Genomic DNA, 24,391 nt, shown 5'->3' with positions numbered 1-24,391 from the left:
GCGCACCATCCGCCCTGGACCGATTCGACGCACCATGACCTGGTAAGCGTGCCATGCCGGGTGGCTCCGAGTACAGGGAAGGACCGGACGCGGACAGGGGCAGCCGTGGCGGCGCTACGGCTGTTGCGGCGCCGGCACCGGGATCGGCACCGGCAGGAACGGCACCGAGATGTGCGTGGTGGTGACCCGGGTCTGCGTCGTCGTCGGCACGGTCGTGGTCGGCACCGTCGTCGTCGGCACGGTCGTGGTGGTCGTGGGCGGGGTCGTTGTCGTCGTGGTCGTTGTTGTCGTGGTCGTTGTCGTCGTGGTCGCTGTCGTCGTGGTGGTCGTGGTGGTCGTGGTGGTCGTGGTCGTCGGAGTGGGCGTCTGCGTGGTCGGTGGCGGCTCGGGCGGCGGGGCCGCCGGCGGTGGAGGCGGGGGCGCCTGGGTGACGGTCATGACCGGCGGCGGGGGCTCGACCGGCGGGGGCTCGACCGGCGGCGCGACAGGCAGGGGCGCACTGGGCGGCGGCGGGGTGCGCACCTCGGTGACGGGTGGGTCGGGTTCGTCCTCGGACACTGAGGTCAACCCGTACGCCACGCCGCCGAGTGCGAGCAGCACCGCGACACCGGCGACGCTGAACAGCGCCACCGGCAGCCGGGACCAGGCGCCGGATTCCTCGACAGGTTGCTCGGGCACCCACTGCACCTCGGGACGGGCCTGGCCGGTGAACGGCCCGTCGGTATAACCGCCCTCGGTGAACGGTCCGTCGGGGTACGCGCCGTCGCCGGTGAACGGGACGACGTCGTCGACCCCCTCCTCCTGCGACCAGGCCAGCGCCCGGAACGTCGACGACCCCTCCGGGTCGGCGGGCACGGCGGCCGCGGCGGCGGTCGGTGCGGCCGCGTCGGCTGCCACCGCGGGTGCCGCCGCGGTCTCGGCCTGCGCCGCCAGCCCCTGCGCTGCGTGCACCGCGGCGCCGACGGCCGCATCCAGCGCGGGCCGGGCGGTCGTCACCACCGGCGCCTGGGAGTGTTCCGACAACAGCTGGGTGACCAGCGGGATGCCGGCACCGCCACCGACTGTCACCACCGCGGACACGTCGGCCCAGGTGATCCGGTTGCGCTCCAGCAGGTTGTCCAGGCCGGCCAGCACGCCGCGCAGCGGTTCGGAGATCAGAGCCTCCAGATCGGCGCGGGTCACCCGGACCACGGATCGGTGGCCGGGCAGCTCGACCGCCACCTCGGCGACGGTCTCGGCGGACAACCGCTCCTTGGCGCGGCGGCAGTGTTCCCGCAGCCTGCTCAACGCGCCCACCGCGGCCGTGCCCGCCGGGTCCGTTCCGCCGGACTGGGCGACGCTGTCCAGCACGAACGACAGCAGGGCCTGATCGATCTGGTCCCCGGAGAAATCGGCGATGCGGGCGGTCTCGTCGACCGGCTCGAAGGACGACACCGCGTCGGCCAGGGTGATGCTGGTGCCGCTGCCCCCGAAATCCAGCAGGGCGACGACACCGCGCAGCTCCAGGCCCGGGTTGGCCTGCACCGCGGTGAGCGCCGCGACCGCATCCGACACCAACCGCGGCGGAACCCCACCCGGGGACAGGGTTTCGTTGCCGCGCAGGGCGTTCCGCAACGCCCACTGTGTCGACGACGGCCAGTGCGCGGGGACGGCGATGGTGGTGGCCGGCGCCGGGCCGCCACCCACCGTGGCCACCATCAACTCCAGCGCTTCGACCAGCAACCGGTCGGCGGTGTGCGCCGATCCGTCGGCGGCCACCAGCGGCACCGGATCGCCGACCCGCTCGACGAAGCCGGTGAGCACGGTGCCGTCCGGGCGTTGCAGCGCCGTGCGTCGAAGTTCGGGTTGATTGCCGACCTGCGCAGCGACCAGGTTGGTGCACCCGATCGACAACCCCAAGGGGGAGCTCATCGGGTGCCCACCTTAGTGGTCGCCCCGCGGACCCTCACGCAGACACCCCGCGGCGCCCGGGACGCGCCGTTTTCGCCGGTGACCCGCGGGGTACAGGCACGCCATGACGTCGCTATGGCTCGCCGACCGGACCAACCAGCCGCCACCTCCCCGGACGCTGGACGCCGGCGACCGCCGCGCCGATGTGGTGGTCGTCGGTGCGGGGATCACCGGCCTGATCACCGCGGTGCTGCTGGCCCGGGGCGGAAAGGACGTCCTGGTGGTGGAGGCCGCGTACGTCGGCGCCGGCGCCACCGGCAACACCACCGCCAAGATCAGCGTCCTGCAGGGCAGCCGGATGTCGAAGATCCTCGCCAAACACGGACCCAGGCGGGCCCGGCAGTACGTCGAGGGGAACCTCGAGGGGCTGGAATGGCTGGTGCGGCACTGTGCGGCGCACGGTCTGTCCGTGCAGCGGGAGGACGCCTACACATTCGCCCAGTCCCTGCAGGGCGTGCCGGCCGCCCGCACCGAGTATCTGGCCGCCAAGATCGCCGGACTCGACGTCGAGTGGGTGGACGACGCCGAGGGCGGGGTGCCGTTCCCGTTCCACGGTGCGGTCAGGCTCGCCGATCAGGCGCAGTTCGATCCGATGCCGCTGCTGGACAGCCTGGTCGTCGAACTCGAGGAACGCGGCGGCCGGCTGGTGCAGGGGCTGCGGGTGCACAAGGTGTCCGGACGCGGTGACGGGCTGACCCTGCACGCCCGCAGCGGAGCCGGCGACGAGTTCGATCTGCGGGCCGACCGATGTGTACTGGCCACCGGCATCCCGATCCTCGACCGCGGCGGCTTCTTCGCCCGGCTCGAACCGAACCGCTCCTACTGTCTGGCGTACGAGGTTCCGGGGGAGATCACCCGCGGCATGTACATCTCCACCGACTCCCCCACCCGCTCGCTGCGCTACGCGCCGACCGGCGCCGGGGATCTGCTCATCGTCGGCGGCGCCGGACATCCGGTCGGGCACGAGAAGAACCCGGCGTCCTCGGTCGCCGAACTCGACGAGTGGGCCCGCAGGCACTTCCCGGGGGCGCAGCAGAGGTACTTCTGGTCCGCGCAGGACTACTCGCCGATCGACGATCTGCCGTATGTCGGACCGATCCTGCCGGGTAACGAATCCATCTTTGTGGCAATTGGTTTCGACAAGTGGGGGATGACCAACGGCGCCGCTGCGGCGCTGGCGCTGTCCAGCCGGATCCTGGGCGGGCGGACGGACTGGGCGGAGGCGTTCGCCAGCTGGAGCCCGCACGAGGTGTCCGGCATCCCCAAGGCGATGATGCTGAATCTGCAGGTCGGGATGTACCTGGCCCGGGGCTGGCTGACACCGGTCACCCGCACCGGCGACCGCAGTCCCGACGACGGTTGCGGCGTGGTGAGCGGTCCGCCGTGGCACCTGCAGGCGCGCAGCAGGGTCGACGGGGTGGAGCACCGGGTGTCGCCGGTGTGCCCGCACCTGGGCGGCATCGTGAACTGGAACGACGCCGATCAGGCATGGGAGTGCCCGCTGCACGGGTCGCGGTTCGCCCCGGACGGCGCACTGCTGGAGGGCCCCGCCACGCGCGGACTCACCGCCTCCTGACGCCCGCGCGATCTCCCCTGTGCTGCAATATCGGGATGAGCGACATCGACGAGATCAAGCAGCTCAAGTACCGGTACCTGCGCGCGCTGGACACCAAGAACTGGGACGAGTTCGCGTCGACCCTGACCGAGGACGTCTCCGGCGACTACGGTGAGTCACTCGGTTCCGAGCACGCCTTCTCCGACCGGGACTCCCTGGTGAACTTCATGCGGACGTCGCTGGGACCGGAGATCATCACCGAACACCGGGTGACCCATCCGGAGATCACCGTCGACGGCGACGAGGCGACCGGCATCTGGTATCTGCAGGACCGGGTGATCGCCCCGGATTTCAACTTCATGCTGATCGGCGCGGCGTTCTACCGGGACCGCTACCGGCGCACCGCCGACGGCTGGAAGATCTGCGCGACCGGCTACGACCGCACCTACGACGCCTCGATGACGCTGGAGAACCTGAACTTTCAGCTGAAACCCGGTCGTGCACTGAATATCTGACCGCCTATTTCTCGGTCAACGCGATCATCGCGCCGGGCCGCAGCCACCGGATGATCGACACCAGGGTGGCGTCGTCGATCGCCACACAGCCGGCGGTCGGTCCGCCGTCGGTGGTGTGCACGAAGAACGCGCCACCCTTACCCGGGATACGGGCCTTGTTGACGCCCATCACCACGGCGTGCGCGTACTGCGGGATGTTGAGGTTCTCCGTCCCGTTGGACAACGCGGTGCTGAACGGGCACTGCTCCTTCTTGCACACCTGCATGGTGTTGTAGGTGGGGCTTTTCATGTCGCCGTCCCACCAGTGGTCGGGACCGACCTGGACGTACGGCAGCCCGCCGCCCGGATTGGGCTGGGTGCCGAACGCGAAGTCGAGGGTGTAGATGCCCATCGGGGTCATCATCGAGCCGTCGAAGTGATCGGCCGACATCCCCTTCGCCCCGATCTTGGCCGGTATTCCGGCACCGACCGGTTCCCACCCGCGTCGGGTGCGTTGCCAGACATCCATTTTGGCGTCCGAGCCACCGACGCCGACCACGGAGATCACCTGGGTGGCCGACCCGACCGACCGGGCGAACCACGGGGTGAAGCCGGCCTGTGCGGCCGGCGGGGTGGCCAGCGTGAGGACAGCGACACCCACCAGCATCAGGAGTCGGCGCACCCCTCCCATGGTCGGCGGCGCTGTTATCGATGCCGTCAACGTTCGGACACGATCCGGTAGCGCGTTTACCGGACGTGACATCGGGTTACGTTTGAGCCCATGTATGACGGGCCGCTGCGTCGGCGGCAATCCCCCCTGGGCCGGATCGGCGAGGGTCTGGGCACCCTGGACCGGGAGGTGTTCGAGGCGATCGCCGAATCCCCGACCCCGCTGCTCGACACCGTGATGCCGCCGTTGACCCGGGCGGCCGACCACTCCACGTTGTGGTTGGCCATCGCCGCGGCGATGGCGTCGGTCGGTGGACCGTCGGCGCGCCGGGCGGCGGTGCGCGGAGTCGCCGGCCTGGCCGTCACCAGTCTGGTGACCAACCAAGTGGCGAAACGGATCTGGAAACGGTCCCGCCCGGACTACGCGATCGTGCCGTTGATCCGGCGGCCGCGCCGGATGCCGACCAGCCATTCCCTGCCCTCCGGGCATTCGGCCAGTGCGGCGGCATTCGCCGTCGGTGTCGGCCTGGAGAGCCCGCCACTGGGTTTCGGGCTGGCCCTGCTGGCCGGGCTGGTCGGGCTGTCGCGGGTGGTCACCGGGGCGCACTATCCAGGTGACGTGCTGGCCGGTTTCGGGATCGGGGCCGGGATCGCGGTGCTGGGTGGCCGGGCGGTGCCGCCGGTGGCGCCGACGCGGCTGCCCACCGCCGATCCGCTGCGGCTGGAGACGCGGCCGCGTCCGGACGGTGCGGGTGTCGTCCTGGTCATCAACCCGGAGTCCGGCGACGGCTCGGGTGCGGAGACGGTCGATGAGGTGCGGGCCGCCCTGCCGGCCGCCGAGATCGTCGAACTCGACCCGAACAGCGCCGATGATCTGGTCGGCACGCTGCGCAAGGCGGCGGACCGGGCCGAGGTGCTCGCCGTCGGAGGTGGTGACGGCACCGTGGCCTGCGCGGCCGGCATCGCGCTCGAGGCGGGGTTGCCGCTGGCGGTGTTCCCGTGCGGCACGTTCAACCACTTCGCCAAGGACATCGGTTGCGACACCGTGGACCGCACCGTCGAGGCCATCCGGACCGGCAGCGCCGGCTACGTGGATCTGGTGTGTCTCAACGAGGATCAGATGGTCATCAACACCGCCAGCATCGGCGCCTATCCGGATTTCGTCCGGCGCCGCGAACGGCTCGAGCGGCGCATCGGCAAGCCGCTGGCCACGGTGTACGCCATGGCGCAGACGTTGCGGCGGGATCGCTCGGTCCGGATCCGGTACGACAACAAGACATTACAGACGTCGCTGTTCTTCCTGGGGAACTCGGTGTACCTGCCGTCGGGATTCGCGCCCACCCGGCGGGCCCGGATCGACGATGGGCTGATCGACGTGCGGATGCTGGAGACCGGCCGCCCGTTCGCCCGGCTGCGCATCGTCGGGGCGCTGTTGCTCGGCCGTCTGGACCGCAGCCCGCTCTACCACGAGATGCGGGTGCCGCAGTTCTCGTTCAGCACCGTCGACGGCCCCACGGTGCTGGCCCACGACGGCGAGGTCGGAACCGAGGTCGACTCCGCGACCTTCAGGGTGCGCTATCGGGCCCTGCCGGTGTTCGGGCCCCTCCCGTGACGGGTTCTGCCCGCGCCGGCCGGTCCGGCCACGTCGGCCGCAGACATCCCAGATAGCAGCCCACAAACCAGGCGTAGCCCAGCGCCCAGCCGGCGAGGACATCGGAGGGATGGTGCACATTGAGCACCACCCGGCCGGCACCGATGGCGAACACGACCACCGCGGCGGCCAGCGTCCACCCGGCTCGCCGGTCGATCTTCGGCCAGAACACCGTCAGCAACGCCAGCACCGCGAGCAGCACCCCGACCGCGTGGCCGGACGGGAACGCCGTCGACCACGCCGGTACCAGCGCGGTGGCGGGACGCGGCCGGTCCGCCAGCCATTTGGCGCCCTCGATCAGCACGCCGTTGAACACGACGGTGGCCAGCAGGAACACCGCCACCCGCGGGCTGCGCCGGCGGACGGCCGCCACCACCGCGATCAGCGCGGCCAGCCGGAACGCCATCGGCCCCAGCACCGTGCAGAACACCGCCCAGCTCATCACCCAGGCGGGCCGGTCGGCGCCGAAGTCGTGGGCCGCCGACAGCGCCGCGGCGTCCAGCCGGGCCAGCCGGTCCCAGCCGTGTGCGGTGGCGAACCACAGCAGCCCGTACACCACGACGGCGGCCACCGCCGAACCGATCAGCCCCACCGTCCGCCGGTTCACGCCTTTTTCCGCATCCGTGTAACGACGCGCGCCCGGCCACCGATGTGTCCGGTAGCGCCCGTGCCGCCGAAAACACCATTCCCCGACTCAGCCGGCGGCACGGGCACTGTCGTCTCGCTGAGTATGCTGGCTTCGCATGGCCGTGTTCCTACGCAAACTGCTGCGCATCGGCAAGCTCCCCGCCGAGCTGCGCCGGGAACTCGAGCATGAGGGCATTCTTCATCTCTCCGAGTATGTCGCGGTGACCCGCCGGTTCAGCGGCAGGATCAGCGGGATACGGTCCCCGGGCACCGTGGCCAGCTATGTCGGCTCGCTGGTGCTCACCAACGAGCGGGCGCTGGCGACGCTGTCGTCGCTGCCCAAACTGGCCGGGCGGATCGTCGACCAGCGGTGGGACGCTCCGCAGGCCGGGGCCGTCACCGCCGAGATCACCGCCGGCGGGCTGGAACTCCGCCTCGACGTCGGCGACGTCGATCCGGCCTGGGAAGGGCTGCTGTCGCTGCACTACAAGGACGACATCCCGCCCGACGTGCTCGATCAGCTGCCGCGTCGCACCCTGGCGTTCGACGTGCCGCCGGAATTCGTCGTCCGCACGGTCGGGGTGCCCTACGACCCGTGAGGGAAGCGCGGCTGAGTTGGCTGTACCGGCTGAGTTGGCTGTACCGTCACGTGCGAGCCCTGCGGTCCGTGTGCGATACCGGTGTTGAGTGTGCGATACCGGTGTTGAGTGTGCGGCCTTGGTCTCGACAGTGCCGACGCCGCGCCGTTCGGCCCGAAATCCCGCCGCCGGGTCACTGTCAACGCAGTGTGTGCACAGCCGACGTCGCACGTGCACAGCCGACGTCGCACGTGCACAGCCGACACCGTGTGTTCACCGTCAACGCACGGTGTGCCGGCATTACGGTTGACGCAGCGTCGAGAAAGGCAGACCACGTGGGTGATTCGCAATCAACCGCCCCGGTTGATCCGTCCTTTCCGGTCCCGGACGTCCCCGGTGCCGATGCCGGCGCCGGCGGGTTGCCACGGCGTGCGGACCTGACGTTGGCCCAGCGCATCACCGTCGACGCCTCGCTGGCCGCCGACCTCGCATTGCGCACCGCGGTCGCATCGCTGATCGGCACGACGATGCTGCCGCCTTTCGTCGGGGCGCTGCTGAACCGCGATGCCTCCCGGGCCGAACGCAGACATCTGCGGTTCTACGCCGAACTGGCCGAACAACGCGACCCGGCCAGGGCGTTCCCGGCGCCGACGACGGTGCCGCGGGTGACGACCCGGCCGGCCAATCCGGTCGCCGAATTCGTGGCCCGCGGCCACGTCCACAACATCCGGTTCGACAGCGACTTCGAGGCGATCAACCCGGAACTGCGGGACCGGTGCCGGGGATATCGACGCAACAACGTGGTGCGGGCCCAGCACTGGCGCCACAGCGACGGGCCCCGGCCCACCCTGTGCGTGATCCACGGGTTCATGGGGTCGGCCTATCTGGCCAACGGGTTGTTCCTGTCGCTGCCGTGGTTCTACCGCTCCGGCTACGACGTGCTGCTCTACACGCTGCCGTTCCACGGCCGGCGCGCCGAGAGGAACTCGCCGTTCAGCGGATACGGCTTCTTCGCTCACGGCCTCGCCGGTTTCGCCGAGGCGATGGCCCAGGCGGTGCACGACTTCCGCTCGCTGATGAACTATCTGGAGTTCACCGGTGTCGACCGCATCGCGTTGACCGGCATCTCGCTGGGCGGCTACACCTCCGCGCTGCTCGCCGCCGTCGACGACCGGATCCAGGCGGTGATCCCGAACGTTCCGGTGGTCACCCCGCAGGCGGCGTTCGACGACTGGTTCCCGGCCAACAAACTGGTGGCGCTGACCAACGCCGTGACCGCCATCGACCGCGAATTGGCCGGCGCGGCAGGGATGTACCACTCACCGCTGAACTACCGGCCGCTGGTCCCCAAGGAGCGACGGCTGATCATCACCGGACTCGGTGACCGGTTCGCCCCACCGCAGCAGGCCGAACTGTTGTGGAAGCACTGGGACCGCTGCGCATTCCACTGGTTTCCGGGCAATCACCTGCTGCACGTGAGTCAGCCGGACTATCTGCGCCGGATGACCCGGTTCCTCGGCGATGTCATGTTCGGCTGACCGGCGCCGTGTCGACCGATTCGGTTTCGACCTGCCGGGCCGTCCTGCGCTGCCGGGCGGTGCTCCGCACACCGCGGACCGGCCAGAACAGGCTGTCCAGCAGACCGTCGGGCAGCGGCACCGGCTCCCCGGGGAGCCGGCGGCCCGACGTCGGGGCGAGCGCCTCCAGCGCGGGCCGGTGCAGACCCCGCTGCGGGGTCAGCGCGGGCAACGGCCCGGCCGCCTCCGGTTTCTTCTCCGACCGCAACGCACACCCGGCTGTGATCATGGGATGCGCTGTGGTGCCGCTGAACTCGATCGCGGTCCACACCTCTGCGGCGGACCCGTCCCACAGGTCGGCGAGGGTCTCGGGCAGCCGATCGTCGACGGTGATCCGGTAGGCGGCCAGATGGCCGGACTCGTCGCGAAGCCCCCGCCAGGTCTCCTTGCCGTCCAGCGCCGGTGCGTCGGTGGCGTCGACGATCGTGGCGTGCCAACCCATCTCCCGGAGGTGGTCGGCGAGCCGCCGGGCCGCCACCTCCGAGGTCTCCTGCAGCGGAATCCGCGGTGACCGCGCCCGCAGCGCGTCGAGGTTGTCCACCGCGCGGATGATGATGCTGACCCAGGTGGTCCGGCCGCCGTCGCGGTCCCGGCTGGTGACGCGGACGCCGTGCGCCCGGATGCCGTAGCGGTCGCGGTAGCCGGCGATCACGTCCAGCGGCAGTTCGTCGCGGTTCCCCGCGGAGTCGACCCGCAGCACCACGGTCGCGGTGGTCGGGTCGTCCTGCGCCGGCTCGGTCCGCCTGCGGCGCCGCCACATCGCCAGCCGGCGGCGCACCATCGTGGTGAGAAACATTCCGCGCCAACCGATGAACGACAGCACGACGACTGCGACAGCGACCCCGAGCACCCACCGGTCGAAGGTGGTCTGCCACGGATAGGCCATGGCGGCCGCCACCACGAACAGTGCTGCCAGCGCGATTCGGGCCGTCATGTCTGGGAATCCTTTCGTCGGTGCGCGGCTACCGCGGCGGCGACCACCAGCAGCAGCGCGATGACGCCGACCCCGGCGAACGCCACGATCTTCGGTGTGTTGTCGGCCGCTTCGGGCTCCGGCGGTGCGGCGACGGGTTTGGCCGCGGGCCCGGTCGTTTCGGGTTCGGTCGGCACATCCCAGGTGAGCGCCGCGACCGGATCGACCCGGCCGGCGCCGATCAGGTTGGACGGGGAGCGGGCGGCGCCCTGTGCGGTGGCGGTGATGCGGTGTACCACCTGCGCGGCGGTGAGCTCCGGATACCGGCTGCGCACCAGTGCCGCCACCCCGGCCACATAGCCCGCGGCATAACCGGTTCCGGCCAGCGGGGCGAGCTGCTGGTCCTGGCCGCGGGGCAGCGCGTTGGCCAGCCCGCCGCCGGGCGCGTTGCTCACCGAGGCGATGTCCTCACCGGGTGCCGCCACCCCGACCCACGGTCCGGACATCGTGAAGTCGGACGGCTGTCCGGCGGTGTTCAGCGAACCGACCGACAGCACATACGGTTGCCACCACGACGGGATCGACACCGAGCCGACACCGGCCCAGTCGCGCGGATCGTCGGGGCGGCTGAGATCGCCCAACGGGTTGGACCGGCAGGCCGTGCCGGTCGGCCCGCCGGAGCGGACATCGCCGGCGGCGGCGACGATCACCGCGTCCCGCTCCACCGCGGCGTACCGCAACGCGGCGCCGAGCTGGGACTGGGCCACGGTGTTGTCGGCGGGCAGACAGGTGGCCGTCGAGATGGTGATGACCCGGGCGCCGAGGTCGGCTGCCCGCACCACCGCGCGGGCCATGTTGAGCACGTCCAGTCCGGCCCGGGTGACCACCGGGTCGGCCCCCGCATCGGTCGGGGCGAAGTGGTTCGAGGTCTGGCGTATGGCGAGCAGCCGGGCGGCCGGCGCGACGCCGCTGAACCCGTCCGGCCCGGGTTGGCCCGCGATCAGACCGGCCACCGCGGTGCCGTGACCGTCACAGTCGGTGAGCCCGTCGCCGTTCTGCACGTAGTCCCCACCCGGCTCGACGTCGGGCAGCCGCGGGCCGGGTTGGACCCCGGTGTCGATGACCGCGACGAGCTGTCCTTCTCCGCGGCTGTACCGCCACGCGTCGGACAGGTTCAGCGCGGTCAGGTTCGGGCTCACCGCTGCCGGGTCGGTTCCGGGCAGCACCGCGGTGGCGACGCAGGCGCCGCGCTGCGCCATCGGCGCGGCGGGTCCGGCGGTGCCGGCGGGCGGCGGCTCCTGCGGATCGATCTCCGGCGGGGTGATCGCCGCCGCGCTCGGTGCGCCGATCAGCAGCACCGCCAGCGCCGCGGCACCGGCCCGCGACACCCGGCCGCCCGAATTCCGCCCCGGCCTCATCACCGATTGAGCACCCAACTGAACAGCCCCACCAGATAGGCCATCACCGGGATCAGGGATGCGTCCAGCGCGGTGGCCAGGAATCCGGTCAGCCGCCGCATCGGCAGCGAATAGCTGTCCGGGGAGGCGATCCTCGGGTAGGCGACGACCACCGCCCACACCGTCACCAGCAGCGCCAGCACGGCCAACGCCAGCCACGCGGCCGGGTACCGCTCGGTGACGGTGAAACCGATCAGCAGCGCGACGGTGATCAGATAGCTGTGCGACAGCAGCCACAGCTTGCACGACGCCGCATCCCACACCCGGGCCCGCAGTGTCGAACCGGCGGCCGCGGCGACCACGACGTACCAGGCCCAGCCGGACGCCCCGGGCGGGGCGACCAGAGCCACCGAACCGGCCACCGACAGCAGCACCCCGGCGGCGATCAGACCGGTCTGATGGGAGTCACCGACCCGCACCCGGCGGGGCAGATCCTCCAGCACCCGCAGGGGCTGCGCCGACGGGGTGGGATCGCCCGGGGCGGGGATGACCGGCAGCGGGAACCGGGCGAACATCGCGGACAGCTGCGCGGCCTGCACGGTGACCAGCAGTCCCAGCACGATCAGACCGCATCCGAGCACCACCCAGGACGGTTCCCACAGGGTGGCGGCGGCCGCGGCGGCCATCGTGGCGACACCGAGCACCGAGGCGGTGGTGAACACCGCCACCGACCGTTCGGCCACCGTGATGCTGATGATCGACCAGGCCGTCACACCGGCGGCGGCCAGCAGCAGATGCGGCGCGCCGAAATCACCGGGCACCGCGAGGGCGAACGCCGCCCCGACCGGCACCAGCGCGGCGACCGACAGCGCCGCGGCGAGCGGGATGGAGCGGGGGCGGGCCAGCAGCGCCGCCAGCACGGTGGCGACCGCGACCCCGCTGACCACGAACAACCCCAGCACATCTCCGGTCAGGATCCGATGCGCCACCGACAGCGCGGAGGCCGCCAGGATCAGGCCGATCAGCGCGACGGCCGCCGCCCGGGCGATGTGGGCCGGGCTCCACGGCCGGGTGCGCGCGGCGGAGAAGATGACCGCGGCGTCGGCGATGTCCTCCACGATGCGGGGCGCCGGCGGGCCGCTCGGAATCGGCTGCAGCGCCAGCAGATCCCCGTCGACGACACCCACCGTCTGCAAGGTTGCGTCCAGACTGAACGGGGCGCCGCCGATCGGCGCCAGGCTCAGCCGCACCGCATCGGGGACGTCGGCGCCGTCCTCGGTGGGCGCCGCCATCTGTTGGACCGCGGGCAGGATCTCGCGCAGCGGCAACTCGGCGGGCAACGCCATCTCGGTGAGACGCCCGCCGTCGTCACCGGCCGCCAGTACGGCGACGCGCACGATGGGCATCACGGTGTTGTCGGACATGGTCCTCTTCTCTGCATTTCGGTTCGGTGGTCGAAGTCACGGGCGCGGGCCAGGTGCGGGAACCAGGTTCCGCCGGGCAGCGTGGCGATGAGCCGTTCCACCGCGGCGGCGATCGAGTCGGTGGTGCCGGGTTCGAAGGTGGACACCCATTCCCCGTCGAACGCCTGCTCGGGGCTGACCAGCACCCGGCCCAGCGCGGTGTCGACGATGCTGACGCCGACCTCGGTGCTGAGCTGATTGCCGTTGGCCCGTTCGCCCGCGACGATTTCCACGTAGCGGCGGCGGTGGTCGAAGGCGGCCTCCACCACCGGCCGGGCCGACAGCGGGATCCCCAGGAACTCCATCACCTCCGCCAGGTCCGCCCCGTTGCGGATCCGTTCGTCGGCGCGGGCCCCGGCATCGGCGGGCAGCGCGAAGGTGGCGAACCGGGCCGGCGGGCGGTTCGCCAGGCCCGCCGTGAGCACCGGCACCAACGCCTGCGGATGGTCGATGGCCATCGCGGTGAACGTGATCAGTTCGGCGTTGCGCAGCGCCACCACCGTGCGGTCGTCCCGGCGTGCGACGACACCGCGCAGGATGTCGCCGACCCCGGTGACGAACCGCAGATCGAGCCAGCGGTCGGGGCGGCACACCGTGCGCACCCACCGCGCCACCGTGTCGCCGACCCGGCCGTCCGCGTCGAGCACACCGAGTCCGGTCAGCTCATCACGCTGATCGGAGCGGAACTCCGCGGCGTCGGCCGGGTCGCTGTACGGCGGTGTGACCGCCAGCACCCACGGGTAGCCGCCCGCGTCGAGTTCCTCGGCGAGATACCACGCCTGCTCGACGGTGAGCTCGATCGCGTTCGGCCCGGATCCGGTGTCCGGCACAGCATCAGGCCGCACGAGACCCCATCACATGCCGCCCCACTTCGCGCCCTCGGCCTTGTCGCGCGCGTTCATGGACATGGTGTTCATCTCGTGGGTGCTGGCCATCGCACGGTAGGCCCGCACCAGTTCCTCCAGGGCGGTGTTCCACTGGGTCTGCCAGGCCTGGTAGGTGGTGCCGGTGTCGCCCTGCCAGGCGCCGGCCAGCGCGGCCTGCTCACTGGCGATGTCGGCGCCCACCGCGTGCAGTGCGCCGGCGTAGCTGTTCATCTCGGCGACGTGCGCGAGCATCGCCGGGTAGTTGTACATGATCTGCGACATGGGTTTTCCCTTCGTCGGTGGTGGTCTGCGGCCCGGTCAGCCGGCGGTGGCGGCGGTGTAGGTGCTGGCGGCGGCGGCGTCCTCGGCCACGTAGGTGCCGGCGGCCTCACCGAGGTTGGCCTGGGCGATGTCGAGCAGCGCGTTGATGCGGGCCGAGACCTCCAGGAAGCGGGCGTGCGCGGCCTGGAATGCCGCGGCCGACTCACCCAGGTGGAACGCCTGGGCGGACTGGGCGGCCTGTTCGGCCTGGGCCAGGGTGCTGCGCATCAGCGCGGACTTGGCGGCGAAGTTGGACTCCGAGGCCACCAACTGGGGGATGTGGGCGTCGAGCAGGCTCATGATTCTTCCTTTCGGTCGACGTCTGTGAGAGTCCGGGTCGTGACCACAACCCGGTTCCCGGATCTGAACAGGCAGGTGTGGGCGATGTCGGTCAGGTCCGCGGTCCTCCTTCCTGTTCGGGGTCCGGGGCATCCGGGTCGTGCAGATCCCGGGCCGGCGGGCCCGGGTTCTCGGCGTCCGGATCCCAGGTGCCGGGCAGCATCGGGCTGACCGGTCCGTTGCCGAACGCGTCGGTGCCCAGCCTGGTCAGGCCGGCGACCTCCTGCACCCCCTTGGGGGCGGTGCCGGTGAAGCCCAGCGGGCCGGCGCCGCGGCTGGACGCCGAAACCTGGGGCTCCTCCGCGGGTTCGGGCGGCACCCCGATGTTCATGTCCATGAACTCGTTGCCGTGATCCTTCACCTTCGCACCGCGTTTGCGCCGGGCCCGGCGACGTTCCCGTGCCGAGGCGCCGACCGCGGCGACGGCGCTGGCCGGGATGTCGGAGGCCGGCGCCGGCAGACCGGACTTGTCACGCAGCGTCGGGGTGAACCCCTCGCCGGGATGGTCGCCCCGCACCGCGTACGGAATGACCGGCGCGGCGGCCGCGGCCGCGGGAGCGGCGGCGGCGGTTGCCGGGGCACCGGTCGCCGCAGCCCCGCCGGCGGCCGGGGCCCCCGGCGTCACGGGCGCCACACCGGCGGTGAGCGGCAGCGGATTCTGCGGTTCGGCGCGCACCGGCGCCGCCACATCCTCCTCGGGCGCGGCCTCCTCGGCGGGCGGCTGGGCCTGATCGGCGATCATCACCAGCCCGGCCACCCCGAGCGTGATCGCCAGCGGGATCAGCACCGGCGAGGCGAGGATCATCGCCCAGGTCGGCCAGCCGACCAGGTTGGTGAACACCTGGTAGGCCACCGCGAACAGCAGCGGCCACCAGGTGACCAGCGCACCGGCCGGGTTGGTCAGGAAGTCGTCGATCAGCTGGAACAGGTTGCCGATCGGGTCGCGCAGGAAGTCGACGATCGGCCCGAACAGCTGGTCGAGGTAATCCTGGTAGTACTGCAGCAGATTGGCGATGAGGTCGGACAGGTTCAGCGCGGTGCCGGAATCGGCCGCGGTGGCCTGCGAGCCGATCTGCTGGGTGGTGGCCATGGCGTCGGCCGCCTCGCTGACCCCGGGGGCCAGCAGCAGCGGCGCCGGAGACGAGGCCGGGGCGCTCATCACCGCGGTGCCCGCGACGGCCTGATAGGTGCTCATCGAGGTGGCCGCCTGGATCCACATCCGCACGTAGTCGGCCTCGTTGAGCGCGATCGGGATGGTGTTGATGCCCAGGAAGTTCGTCGCCACCAGCACCGCATGGGTGGTCTTGTTGAGCGTGAGCTCGGCCATGGTGGGCATGGTGGCCAGCGCGGTGCTGTAGGCGGCCGCGGCGGTCTCGTGCCGGCCCGCGGTCGCGGCGCTGTTCGCGCTCTGCTGGGTCAGCCAGGCCAGATAGGGGGCGTGCGCGGCGACGTACCGTTCGGCGCTGGGCCCCTCCCAGGAACCGGCCTGCACGTTGGCCAGGACACTGCTGAGTTCGGCTGCGGCCGAGGCGTACTCCGCGCTCAGGGCGTGCCAGGCGCTCGCCGCGGCGAGCAGCGAGCCCGGGCCGGGACCGCTGGACAGCAGCGCGGAGTGCACCTCGGGAGGCAGCGCCATCCAGATCGGAGCCGTCATCATCAGCCGTGGGCAGTCAGATACGACGAGGCGGCCAACAGATCACCGGTGGCGTAGCTGGTCGCGGACTGTGCCACGCCGACACCGGAGCGGCCCAGCTCTTCGATGCCCTGGGCGGCGATCGCCTCGTGCTGGGCGCCGTGCGCGCTGAACCCCGCGGCGGTCTGCAGCGACACCGCGTCGGCGGCCGGCGGGATGACAGCGGTCACCGCGGGTGCGGCGGCGGCGTGAGCGGCGGCGAGACGCGCGGTGATCGCCTCGACCGCGCTGGCGGCGGCGGCGAGGCCCTCGGGAATCACCCGCAGAGTCATCAGTTGTACTCCTCTCTGTGCCGGTTGTGCTGGGGCCGGTCGCTGTGGGGCCGGTCGCTGTGGGCCTGGTTGTTGTGGGCCACCGCGGCGGTGGCCAGCGGATTGACCAGCTGGACGAAGACCGGGGTGTCGCTGTCCGGGTCGAGCAGCATGGCGCGGCCGGCCGGCAGCCGGCTGAACCGGTGGCCCCGGATCTTTCCGCTGTCCTGCGGATTGCCGGACAGCATCAGGGTGGTGGCCTGCAGCTCGTTGAGCCGGCGCAGCAGCGGCGCGGTCATCACCGCGTGGGCGGATCCGGTCGCCCGCGCGGTCACGATCACCCGCAAGCCCAGATCGCCTGCCTCGGCGAGCAGTCCGATCAGGTTCGCCCACGGCCGCTGGCCGACGAACGGGCCGCTGACCGCCGGCGAGTCCGGGATCTGGTCCACGTCGTCGACGATCAGATAGTGGGTGTGCCCCTCATAGCGCCACCCGCTGAGCTCCCGGGCGGTGAGACCGGCCGGCGGCCGGCGCTTCTCGATGAGCGCGGACAGCCCGAGCATCGCCGGGATCACCCGGTCGATGTTCGCGGTGTATTCGTTGTCCGGGAACAACGGCTCGTCGACGAGCTGCAGGCGCCGGTCGATCACGGTGAACGCGATCTGATCCGGGGTCGAGTTCTCCCGGATGGTGCGGATCAGATGGCGCAGCAGCGTGGTCTTCCCGGACCTGTTGTCCCCGAACACCATCAGCAGCGGGTTCTCGGCGAAGTCGATGCTGACCGGGGCCAGATCCTCCTCGCGCTGCCCGATGACGACCTGCTCCGGCGCCGGATACAGCGGCCCCAGATCCTCGGGCGCCAGCTGGGTGGGCAGCAGCCGCACCGGCGGTGCGCTGACCCCCGGATGGCGGGCGTTGATCGCCGGGATGGCGCTCAGGTCCGGTTTGGCGAACAGGAAGTGTTCGGCGGCCATGGTCAGCCCGCGGCCGGGCTGATCGGCGGGCACGCTCTCGGCCGGGCGGCGCAGCGCACCGGCCACCCGCACGTTGCTGTCCTGCGGATCGTGCAGCTTGAGCTCCAACCGCAGGCCCAGCCCGTCGCGCATGGCCAGCGGCACCTCGATCCAGTTCGGTGTGGTGATCACGACGTGGATGCCGTAGGACAGGCCGGTGTTCACCAGTTCGGTCACCTTGGCCAGCAACGGGTTGCGGGTGTTGAACATGTCGGTGTTGTCCCGGCTGAACGCATACAGGTTGTCGATCACCAGGAACACCTCACCGAACCCATCCGGTGAGTCTCCGTCGCCGCGTGACTGCGGGCCGCGGGCCTGGCGCTGCAACAGCAGTTGCTCGAGCTCCCCGAAGGTGCGCCGGATCCGCTCGGGTTCCAGCGGTGAGGCGACGCTGCCGACGTGGGCCAGGTCGGCCAGATCGCGGAGCTGACCGCCGCCGTAGTCCAGGCAGTAGAACGTCACCTCACGCGGGGAGTGCAGGGCGGCCGCCGACAGGATGAACGTCTGCAGCGCGGTGGTCTTGCCGGACTTCGGGCCGCCGTGGATGACCATGTTCGCCGCCGCGGAGGCGGCGTCGAAGATCAGCGGATCGCGGCGCATCAGGAACGGCCGGTCGATCTCACCGAGCGGCCAGCGGCCCTGACGCTCCCCGACACCGGAGCGGGCCAGCAGGTCGGCGAGCGGGATCTCGTCCTCCAGCGGCGGCAGCCACAGTTGCGGCGCCTTGGGGCCGTATTTGGCGAGTTGTTCACCGATGGTGGCGATCAGCTTCTTCGGCGGCCGGACGTCCACCTCGGGTTCCGCCACTTCCACCACGGTGCCCGGATCAGGTTCCACCCGGGTGGCGGAGAACAGCTTGGGCCGCGGATCGGCGTGCACCGCGATCGCCTTCTCCCGCACCGGCGGCTCGTAGATACCGTCGACGTAGGTGCTGCGGAACTTGATCGGCACCGCACCGGGGGCCGGCACCAGAAAGCCCACGCCCTTGTGCTCGCGCCCGGATTCGATGTGGTAGGCGTCCTCCACCCCGATGATCTGCCGGGAGATGCTGGGGCTGGCCACCTTCAGACCGATCCGGTACGACGTGTTCTTGTCGATGTCCTTGATCCGGCCCACATCCAGCGTCTGGGACGCGAACAGGAGGTGGATGCGGAACGACCGGCCCTTGCGGGCGACGTAGTCGAACAGGTCGGCGTACTCGGGGTAGTCGGCGAGCATCAGGGTGAACTCGTCGGCCACCACGAACAGCGTCGGCAGCGGCGGCAGGTCGTGGCCGGCCTCGATCGCCTCCTCGTACTCGGTGACCGAGTTGAACGCGCTGCCCTGCACCTTCCGGCCGGCCTCCCGCAGCAACTGTTCGCGCCGCGCCACCTCACCACGCAGCGTGTCGGCGAACCGTTCGGCCAGCGACCGCTTCTCGGCCATGTTCGAGATGACCGCGACGACCTGCGGGAAGTTGCGGAAGATGTCCGCCCCGGCCTCGCCCTTGAAGTCGGCGTAGATGACGATCAACCGGTCCGCCGGGTGAGTTGTCAACAGCGACAACAGGATCGACATCAAGGTCTGGGACTTCCCGGAGCCGGTCATGCCGATCATCAACCCGTGCGGACCCATCCCGCCCTCGGCTTCGTCCTTGAGGTCGAAGATCAGCGGTTCACCGGTGGCGGTCACCCCGATCGGCACCCGCAACTCCTCCTCGCGGGGCCGCGGCGCCCACAGGCTCGCCACGTCCAGCGCCGAGGCGTCGGGGATGCCGAGCAGCGTGGTGAAGGTGGCGCCGCCGGTGGTGGTGGAGCGGGCGTGCATCGGGTTGGAGTCCCACCGCGCCAACCGCCGGGCCAGATGCCGGCATTCGGCGGCGGAAAGCCGGTCGGCCGCATCGACGAACGGCTGCCAGCCGTCGCTCTGCCAGCGCTCCAGCCGGCCGTCGACGACGCGCAGGATGGGCCGCTCGGGGTCCGGGTACTGCTCACGGTGCGGTTCGGCGCTGCTGCGGTGCACCACCGTCACCCCGGCCAGCCCGGCCTTGCCGACCAGCCGGCTCGGATCGGCCTCCGGATCATCGAGCACGACCAACAGGTGTCGGACCGGGGCGGTGTCGGCGCCGAACGCGGGACGGCCGTCCAGCGCCGGCGCCAGCAGCCGGCCGAGTTCGGCGGTGTTGGTGGCCAGGTAGCGGGCCGGGCCGACACCGTCGATCTCGCCCGGGATATCGGTGTGCGGCAACCACTTCAACCACGACCAGTCGTCGCCTTCGACATCGGGTGCGGCCAGTGCGATGCCGAGCACCGCCGGGTCGTGCCAGGTGGCGGCCTGGGCCAGCCAGGCGCGCACCACACCGCGGACGTCGTCGGCGTCACCGCAGACGGTGATCCGGGCCATCTTGCCGACGTCGATCCCGGTGGGCGCGGCGCGCACGGTGCGCTGCACGTCGAGCAGGCCGCGCAGGGTGGTGTGCGACACCGGCTCCAGGTCGATCTCCTCGGCGGTGTCCTTGACCCGCAGCGTGGTGTTCAGCGGGACGTCGTGCAGGCCGGCGCGCAGCACCAGGAAGTCGGCATCGTGCGGGTCGCGTTCCCACTGCCGGCGGGTGCCGGGGATGTTCGCCAGCAGTTCCGGATCGGGGTGCGACCACTCCAGGGCCGCCCGCTGCTCGGCGGCGTGCGCCCGCACGTTGTCCCGGACCACCGACAGGTAGCGCAGGTAGTCGGCGCGCTCGGCGTCGACCTCCTCGGTGCGCAGCTTGTTGTCGGTGCCGCGGTACAGCGCGGTCGCGGCCAGCAGCATCACGAACGGGAAGAACAGGATCTGCGGTGAGATCAACCGCATCCCGGTGGCCACCAGGGCCACGATCATGCCGACGATCAGGATCACGATCAGAAACGGCAGGGCCCGGCGCAGCAGCGACGGCGGCACCAGCCGCGGCAGTTCCGGTGGCGGCTCGATCGTGATGGTGCCCTTGCGCACCGGTGGCGGTGGCAGCCGGCGGTGCGTCTCGAAGATCAGGCGGCTCATGGGTTTTCCATCCGGTGGTTCTCCAGGCGCGCGGGCGCCGGGTTCGGCGGCAGGCTGTCGTGGGCCAGCAGCGCGTCGGTGCGGGACAGGGTGGGACCGGCGGCGAACTGGGCCAGCACCGCCCACGGCATGGGCAGCGGGGCGCCGGTCAGGCCGAGCGCGGCGACGGTGTCGTCGTCACCGTGGGTGTCGATGCCGTACCGCACCCCGGTATCGCTGATCCAGAACAGACCGGGGCCCTCGGCGCTGTCGGCGCCGGTGCGCAGGCCGACGCTGTCGACGAGGTATCCGGTGCCCGCCGGCAGCGCCACCCGGTCGGCGGTGCCGCCGGCGCCGGCGCTGACCAGGTCGACGGTGTGCTGCCCGTCCGGCAGCGGCAGCGCGGCGCCGGACAGCAGGGTCAGCGAGTTCGCCGGTGCATCAGCGGGTTTCGACCAGTGCACGCAGGTCATCGGCTTGGCATCGGCGTTGACGAGGGTGACCGGACGGGCCGGGTAGGCGTCGGTGTCGAGGGTGTCGGCCACCGGCAACCGGGCGATCTCGTCCATCCCGAGGCGGGGCGGCTGGGCGAACCCGTAGGAGTCGGTGTTGCGCATGATCGAGGCGAGCACCACCGGCACCGGTTGCAGCCCGTCGGGCAGCACCGCGTAGTACCGGATGGTGTTGTCGGCCTCGTAGGCGGTCACCACCGCGCCCACCGGGGCGTCGACCGGCAGCGCGAACCGCGGCGGCTCACCCGCGCCGGGGATGGCCGGCGGCGCGATCGGCGGCGCCTCCGGGATGGCGTTGAACAGTCCGGGCGCGATCGGGCGGGGCCGCGCGGTGCCGGCGCCCAGGCCGACCGCCTCGGTCACCGCGCGGTCGGCCAGGTCGATGCGGCTGCGCCGGTTGTCCCACAGCAGCCAGGTTCCGGCATTGGTGCCGTCGTGGTTCTCCACCAGCACGGCCTGTCCGTCGGGCAAGGGTGCGGCCCGTTCGCCGCCCTCGGCGGGGGCGCCGGCGGCCACGGTCACCCCGGGGTGCGGGCCGGACACCGCATCGCACACCATCCAGTCGGCGTCGCGGGCCGGGTTCTGCGTCATCCGTTCCGGCGCACCGGGGATGCCGAGCAGGTTGCCGCGCGGGAACTTGTCGATCTCGCTGGTCTTGACCGTCTTGGGATCCTCGGCGCGGCCGGTGATCAGCCGCGCGGAGGTCAGGTTCAGCACCGGGTGCAGCTGTTCGCCGACCTTGACGTACAGCGCGGCGGTGGAGCGGTCGGCCAGCACCGCGTCCTCGCCGGCCACCCCGGCGGGCCGGATCAGCGAGAACACGAAACATCCGGCCAGCCCGGTGATCAGGATCAGCACACCGACGAGCACCGACCGGGTCTGGGTGCGCAGCGGGTCGACCAGCATCCGGGTGTCGTGGAGCGCGACGCCGGAGGCGATGCGGCGCATCATGAACCGCCAGCCCGACACCTGATGGCGGGTGACGAAGCCGCGGCGGTAGACGACGCGATCGGGGTTCTCGTTGACCGGGGTCCGCGAGCTGAACGACCGCCGGTCGTCCTCTGGGGCGGTCACGCCGGCACCGTCAGGCCCAGCCCCCGCAGCAGCGGTGCCGCGGAGTTGTTGACGTCCTCGAGGGTGATGGTCATGAGCTCCTCATCGGTGAAGTCCTCGATGTCGGCATGGTCGAGCCGGTACTCCCGTTCCTCCTCGGAACGCTCGACGAGGTTGCGGACGAACCGCCCGTTGCCCGCCACGTCCAGGCTGCGGCGTTGCACGCCCTGGGCGTCCGCGGTCGAGGATTCGGCCAGGTGCCCGAACAGCCGCTCCATCTCGGTCAGCGCCGCCGGTTCGAACACGCTGTCGCGCTTGGCGGCCATCAGCTTGGCCATCTCGACGAGTTCGTGCGGGCTGTAGGACGGGAAGTCGATGCTGCGGGTGAAGCGGGAGCGCAGCCCCTCGTTGGTGTCCAGGAACTTGTCGAGGTCGGCGCGGTAGCCGGCGATGATCACCACCAACCGGTCGCGGTCGTTCTCCATCCGCGCCAGCAGGGTGTCGATGGCGACCAGGCCGAAGTCGTTCTTGGCCCCGGTGGACACCAGAGCGTAGGCCTCGTCGAGGAACAGCACCCCGTCCAGGGCGCTGTCGATGACCGCGTTGGTCTTGGCCTCGGTCTCACCGATGTGCTGGCCGACGAGGTCGGCGCGGTGCACCTCGCGGACCGTCTCCTTCTTGAGAATGCCCAGGCCGCAGTAGATCTTGGCGACCACCCGGGCGATGGTCGTCTTACCGGTGCCGGGCGGGCCGGCGAACACCAGGTGGTTGGTGCGCTGGGCGACGGTCAGGCCGCGTTCCTGGCGCTTGATGGCCATCGCGACCGAGCTCTTCAGCCGGGCGACCTGATACTTGACCTCCTCCAGGCCGATGAACTCGGCCAGCTCGGCCTCGGCCTCGACCAGCAGGTGCGCCTTGCGTTCCTTGGCGCCCGGATCGACGAACTCCTCCTCGGTGGGCTCGCTGTCCGGGTCCCACGGGTTGCTGCGCGCCTCGATCCGGGCAGCGGTGGTGGTGGGCAGCCCGTAGGTGGTGTCCAGCAGCGCCTCTTCGATCTCGGCGTTCTCCGGGTGGGCGGCGTAGAGGTCCTGCAGGACCTCGGCGGCTTCGTCCTCCTCGCCCTGGGCGCGCAGGGTCAGCGCCTTGGCGAAGGTTCCGTCCAGCGCCGCGACGGCGACGGGGCCGTCGGGTTCCTCCAGGTACGACAGCGCCGGGGCGAACATGCCCAGCCTGGCCAGCGCGATCCCCAGCGTGACGCGGGCCGCGTGGCTGTACAGCTCGTCGAGTCCCGGATCGTTGACCACCGGCGTCAGCAACCGCACCACATCCGACCACCGTTCGGCGCGGTGGTGCAGGGCCACCCGCACCCAGCGGGCCTGCCGCCAGTCCGGGCGGCGGTCGGCCAGCTCAGCCACCAGCCGGTCGGCGTCGACGTACCGGCCGGCGTCGGCCAGGGTGGTGGCGTAGGCGAGCTGGAAATCGTCCCGGTCGGTGGCGCGGAACTGCAGATACAGACCGGTGTCGTAGTGGAAACCCAGTGCGCCGGGAGCGAGTTCGACCTCGTCCTGCAGCACGCCGGCGGTGTCGACGGTGCGCCACACCGCTTCGAGCACGGCGGCCGAGGTGTCTCCGGAGGCGGCGAGTCCGGTCCAGGCGTCGCACTGTTCATGCGCGATCCGGGTCAGCGCCGCGAACCCGGAGCGCGCGGCGGCGAGGTCGGCCGGGCGGCGGCGACCGTGCACGTCCAGGCCCAGGGCGCGGCAGCATGTCGCGAACCGGGTGACGATATCGCGGTCCACCCGCGGTGCGGCGGCACCCGAACCGGGCCGCGAATCGGTGGTCGAACTGGCCATTCCTCGGCTTTTTCCCTCGGTTGTCCCCCGAAATGGCCCGCGCACGGCGGACCACTGTCCTTAGCCTTACCTAATGTGCGAGAAAGTTAGCATTGCATAAGCTAACTGTCGAGACGCACGGCGACCTCGCTGATGTGCACCGTCGCCTTGACGGCAGTCACCAGGCGCGATGCCTCGATCATGGGGCTCGCTTGTGACTCCGGGCCCGGCAGCGGCCGGCCCAGCCGGTCGAGGATTCCCCCAGCGGAGCGACCACGGCGGGTGCCCTGCTTGCCCGCCGCGATCTCTTCGGCGCGCAGCGCCTCGATCACCTCCGGCGGATCCGGTACGACCTCCTCGACGCCCATCCGGGAGCCGGCGGCGCGGCAGGACACCTCGGCATACCGATCGACGGCCACCGGATCGGGTTTGGCGGCTTCGCGCCCGCGCGGCGGCGACGAACAACGCCGTCGCGCCGACGCTGGTGGTGGTGTCCCAGAATCGTCGTCGGTTCGCACGGACTGCCACGCTCCGCCCCGGTGGCGCCCACGTTGCGTGACGCAGTGGCGGTCTGGGCGCCGAAATCCCGCCACAGCGTTACGCAGATCCGCATCGTCGGTTCGCACGTACCCCAGGGTCACCC

At 71.3% G+C, this 24,391-nt stretch carries 19 protein-coding genes and 1 pseudogene; 5 read left to right on the top strand and 15 right to left on the bottom strand.

The annotated features are described in order from the left end of the window. Positions 1–114 precede the first annotated feature (114 nt). On the bottom strand, positions 115–1,911 hold the full coding sequence (locus CKW28_RS01610) for an Hsp70 family protein (RefSeq protein ID WP_061252296.1): 1,797 nt from the start codon (positions 1,909–1,911) through the stop codon (positions 115–117). Between the two features lie 103 nt (positions 1,912–2,014). Between CKW28_RS01610 and CKW28_RS01605 the strand changes: the two genes are divergently transcribed. Both CKW28_RS01605 and CKW28_RS01600 read left to right on the top strand, forming a co-directional pair. Further along, entirely contained in the window at positions 2,015–3,526 is a 1,512-nt protein-coding gene (locus CKW28_RS01605) for an FAD-dependent oxidoreductase (RefSeq protein WP_003923950.1), read from the top strand. 35 nt (positions 3,527–3,561) lie between these two features. Beyond that, positions 3,562–4,020, top strand: a complete 459-nt coding sequence (locus CKW28_RS01600; protein ID WP_003923951.1) for a nuclear transport factor 2 family protein — start codon at positions 3,562–3,564, stop codon at positions 4,018–4,020. 4 nt (positions 4,021–4,024) lie between these two features. On the opposite strand, the gene CKW28_RS01595 is transcribed toward CKW28_RS01600, so the two are convergent. Continuing rightward, positions 4,025–4,681 (bottom strand): L,D-transpeptidase family protein, encoded by a 657-nt coding sequence (locus tag CKW28_RS01595; protein WP_040546075.1) that lies wholly within the window; start codon positions 4,679–4,681, stop codon positions 4,025–4,027. A 99-nt stretch (positions 4,682–4,780) separates the two neighbouring features. On the opposite strand from CKW28_RS01595, the gene CKW28_RS01590 reads away from it, so the two are divergent. Beyond that, positions 4,781–6,280 carry a bifunctional phosphatase PAP2/diacylglycerol kinase family protein gene (locus CKW28_RS01590; protein WP_003923953.1) on the top strand — a complete coding sequence of 500 codons (1,500 nt, stop codon included), beginning with the start codon at positions 4,781–4,783 and terminating at the stop codon, positions 6,278–6,280. Here CKW28_RS01590 and CKW28_RS01585 read toward each other — a convergent pair. Further along, complete coding sequence (locus CKW28_RS01585) at positions 6,234–6,926, bottom strand: phosphatase PAP2 family protein (RefSeq protein ID WP_003923954.1); 693 nt, start codon at positions 6,924–6,926, stop codon at positions 6,234–6,236. The genes CKW28_RS01590 and CKW28_RS01585 overlap by 47 nt on opposite strands. Positions 6,927–7,062: 136 nt before the next feature. On the opposite strand from CKW28_RS01585, the gene CKW28_RS01580 reads away from it, so the two are divergent. Beyond that, positions 7,063–7,545 carry a hypothetical protein gene (locus CKW28_RS01580; protein ID WP_003923955.1) on the top strand — a complete coding sequence of 161 codons (483 nt, stop codon included), beginning with the start codon at positions 7,063–7,065 and terminating at the stop codon, positions 7,543–7,545. A 314-nt stretch (positions 7,546–7,859) separates the two neighbouring features. Then, positions 7,860–9,062, top strand: coding sequence for an alpha/beta hydrolase family protein (locus CKW28_RS01575; protein ID WP_003923956.1), 1,203 nt, complete (start codon positions 7,860–7,862; stop codon positions 9,060–9,062). Here CKW28_RS01575 and eccE read toward each other — a convergent pair. From eccE to CKW28_RS24470, 12 genes and pseudogenes are all read right to left on the bottom strand, one after another. Continuing rightward, entirely contained in the window at positions 9,049–10,035 is a 987-nt protein-coding gene (eccE, locus tag CKW28_RS01570; RefSeq protein WP_003923957.1) for a type VII secretion protein EccE, read from the bottom strand. The two genes, CKW28_RS01575 and eccE, sit on opposite strands and share 14 nt — an antisense overlap. Further along, positions 10,032–11,432 carry a type VII secretion-associated serine protease mycosin gene (gene mycP / locus CKW28_RS01565; protein ID WP_003923959.1) on the bottom strand — a complete coding sequence of 467 codons (1,401 nt, stop codon included), beginning with the start codon at positions 11,430–11,432 and terminating at the stop codon, positions 10,032–10,034. The genes eccE and mycP overlap by 4 nt, the downstream gene beginning before the upstream one ends. Then, on the bottom strand, positions 11,432–12,835 hold the full coding sequence (gene eccD, locus CKW28_RS01560; RefSeq protein WP_003923960.1) for a type VII secretion integral membrane protein EccD: 1,404 nt from the start codon (positions 12,833–12,835) through the stop codon (positions 11,432–11,434). Before eccD ends, mycP begins: the two co-directional genes overlap by 1 nt. Further along, positions 12,817–13,719: an ESX secretion-associated protein EspG gene (locus CKW28_RS01555; RefSeq protein ID WP_234785053.1), complete on the bottom strand. Its 903-nt coding sequence runs from the start codon at positions 13,717–13,719 to the stop codon at positions 12,817–12,819. The genes eccD and CKW28_RS01555 overlap by 19 nt, the downstream gene beginning before the upstream one ends. Positions 13,720–13,728: 9 nt before the next feature. Further along, positions 13,729–14,022, bottom strand: coding sequence for a WXG100 family type VII secretion target (locus CKW28_RS01550; RefSeq protein WP_003923962.1), 294 nt, complete (start codon positions 14,020–14,022; stop codon positions 13,729–13,731). Positions 14,023–14,058: 36 nt separating this feature from the next. After that, a complete protein-coding gene (locus CKW28_RS01545; RefSeq protein ID WP_003923964.1) occupies positions 14,059–14,361 on the bottom strand; it encodes a hypothetical protein in 303 nt (100 codons plus the stop codon). Positions 14,362–14,452: 91 nt separating this feature from the next. Then, positions 14,453–16,054 (bottom strand): PPE family protein, encoded by a 1,602-nt coding sequence (locus tag CKW28_RS01540; RefSeq protein ID WP_061252297.1) that lies wholly within the window; start codon positions 16,052–16,054, stop codon positions 14,453–14,455. A gap of 2 nt (positions 16,055–16,056) precedes the next feature. Then, entirely contained in the window at positions 16,057–16,365 is a 309-nt protein-coding gene (locus CKW28_RS01535) for a PE family protein (protein WP_003924388.1), read from the bottom strand. Further along, positions 16,365–20,372 carry a type VII secretion protein EccCa gene (gene eccCa, locus CKW28_RS01530; protein WP_003924389.1) on the bottom strand — a complete coding sequence of 1,336 codons (4,008 nt, stop codon included), beginning with the start codon at positions 20,370–20,372 and terminating at the stop codon, positions 16,365–16,367. The genes CKW28_RS01535 and eccCa overlap by 1 nt, the downstream gene beginning before the upstream one ends. Next, positions 20,369–21,937: a type VII secretion protein EccB gene (eccB, locus tag CKW28_RS01525; RefSeq protein WP_003924390.1), complete on the bottom strand. Its 1,569-nt coding sequence runs from the start codon at positions 21,935–21,937 to the stop codon at positions 20,369–20,371. The genes eccCa and eccB overlap by 4 nt, the downstream gene beginning before the upstream one ends. Further along, entirely contained in the window at positions 21,934–23,769 is a 1,836-nt protein-coding gene (gene eccA / locus CKW28_RS01520; RefSeq protein ID WP_003924391.1) for a type VII secretion AAA-ATPase EccA, read from the bottom strand. Before eccA ends, eccB begins: the two co-directional genes overlap by 4 nt. A 352-nt stretch (positions 23,770–24,121) precedes the next feature. Further along, positions 24,122–24,266, bottom strand: a pseudogene (locus tag CKW28_RS24470) (SAM-dependent methyltransferase); the annotation flags it as partial. Positions 24,267–24,391: the final 125 nt, after the last annotated feature.

This window comes from Mycolicibacterium thermoresistibile (assembly GCF_900187065.1).
GTDB classification, from domain to species: domain Bacteria; phylum Actinomycetota; class Actinomycetes; order Mycobacteriales; family Mycobacteriaceae; genus Mycobacterium; species Mycobacterium thermoresistibile.
The sequence above is the reverse complement of the archived record's forward strand: the minus strand, read 5'-3'. Positions and strand labels throughout refer to the sequence as shown.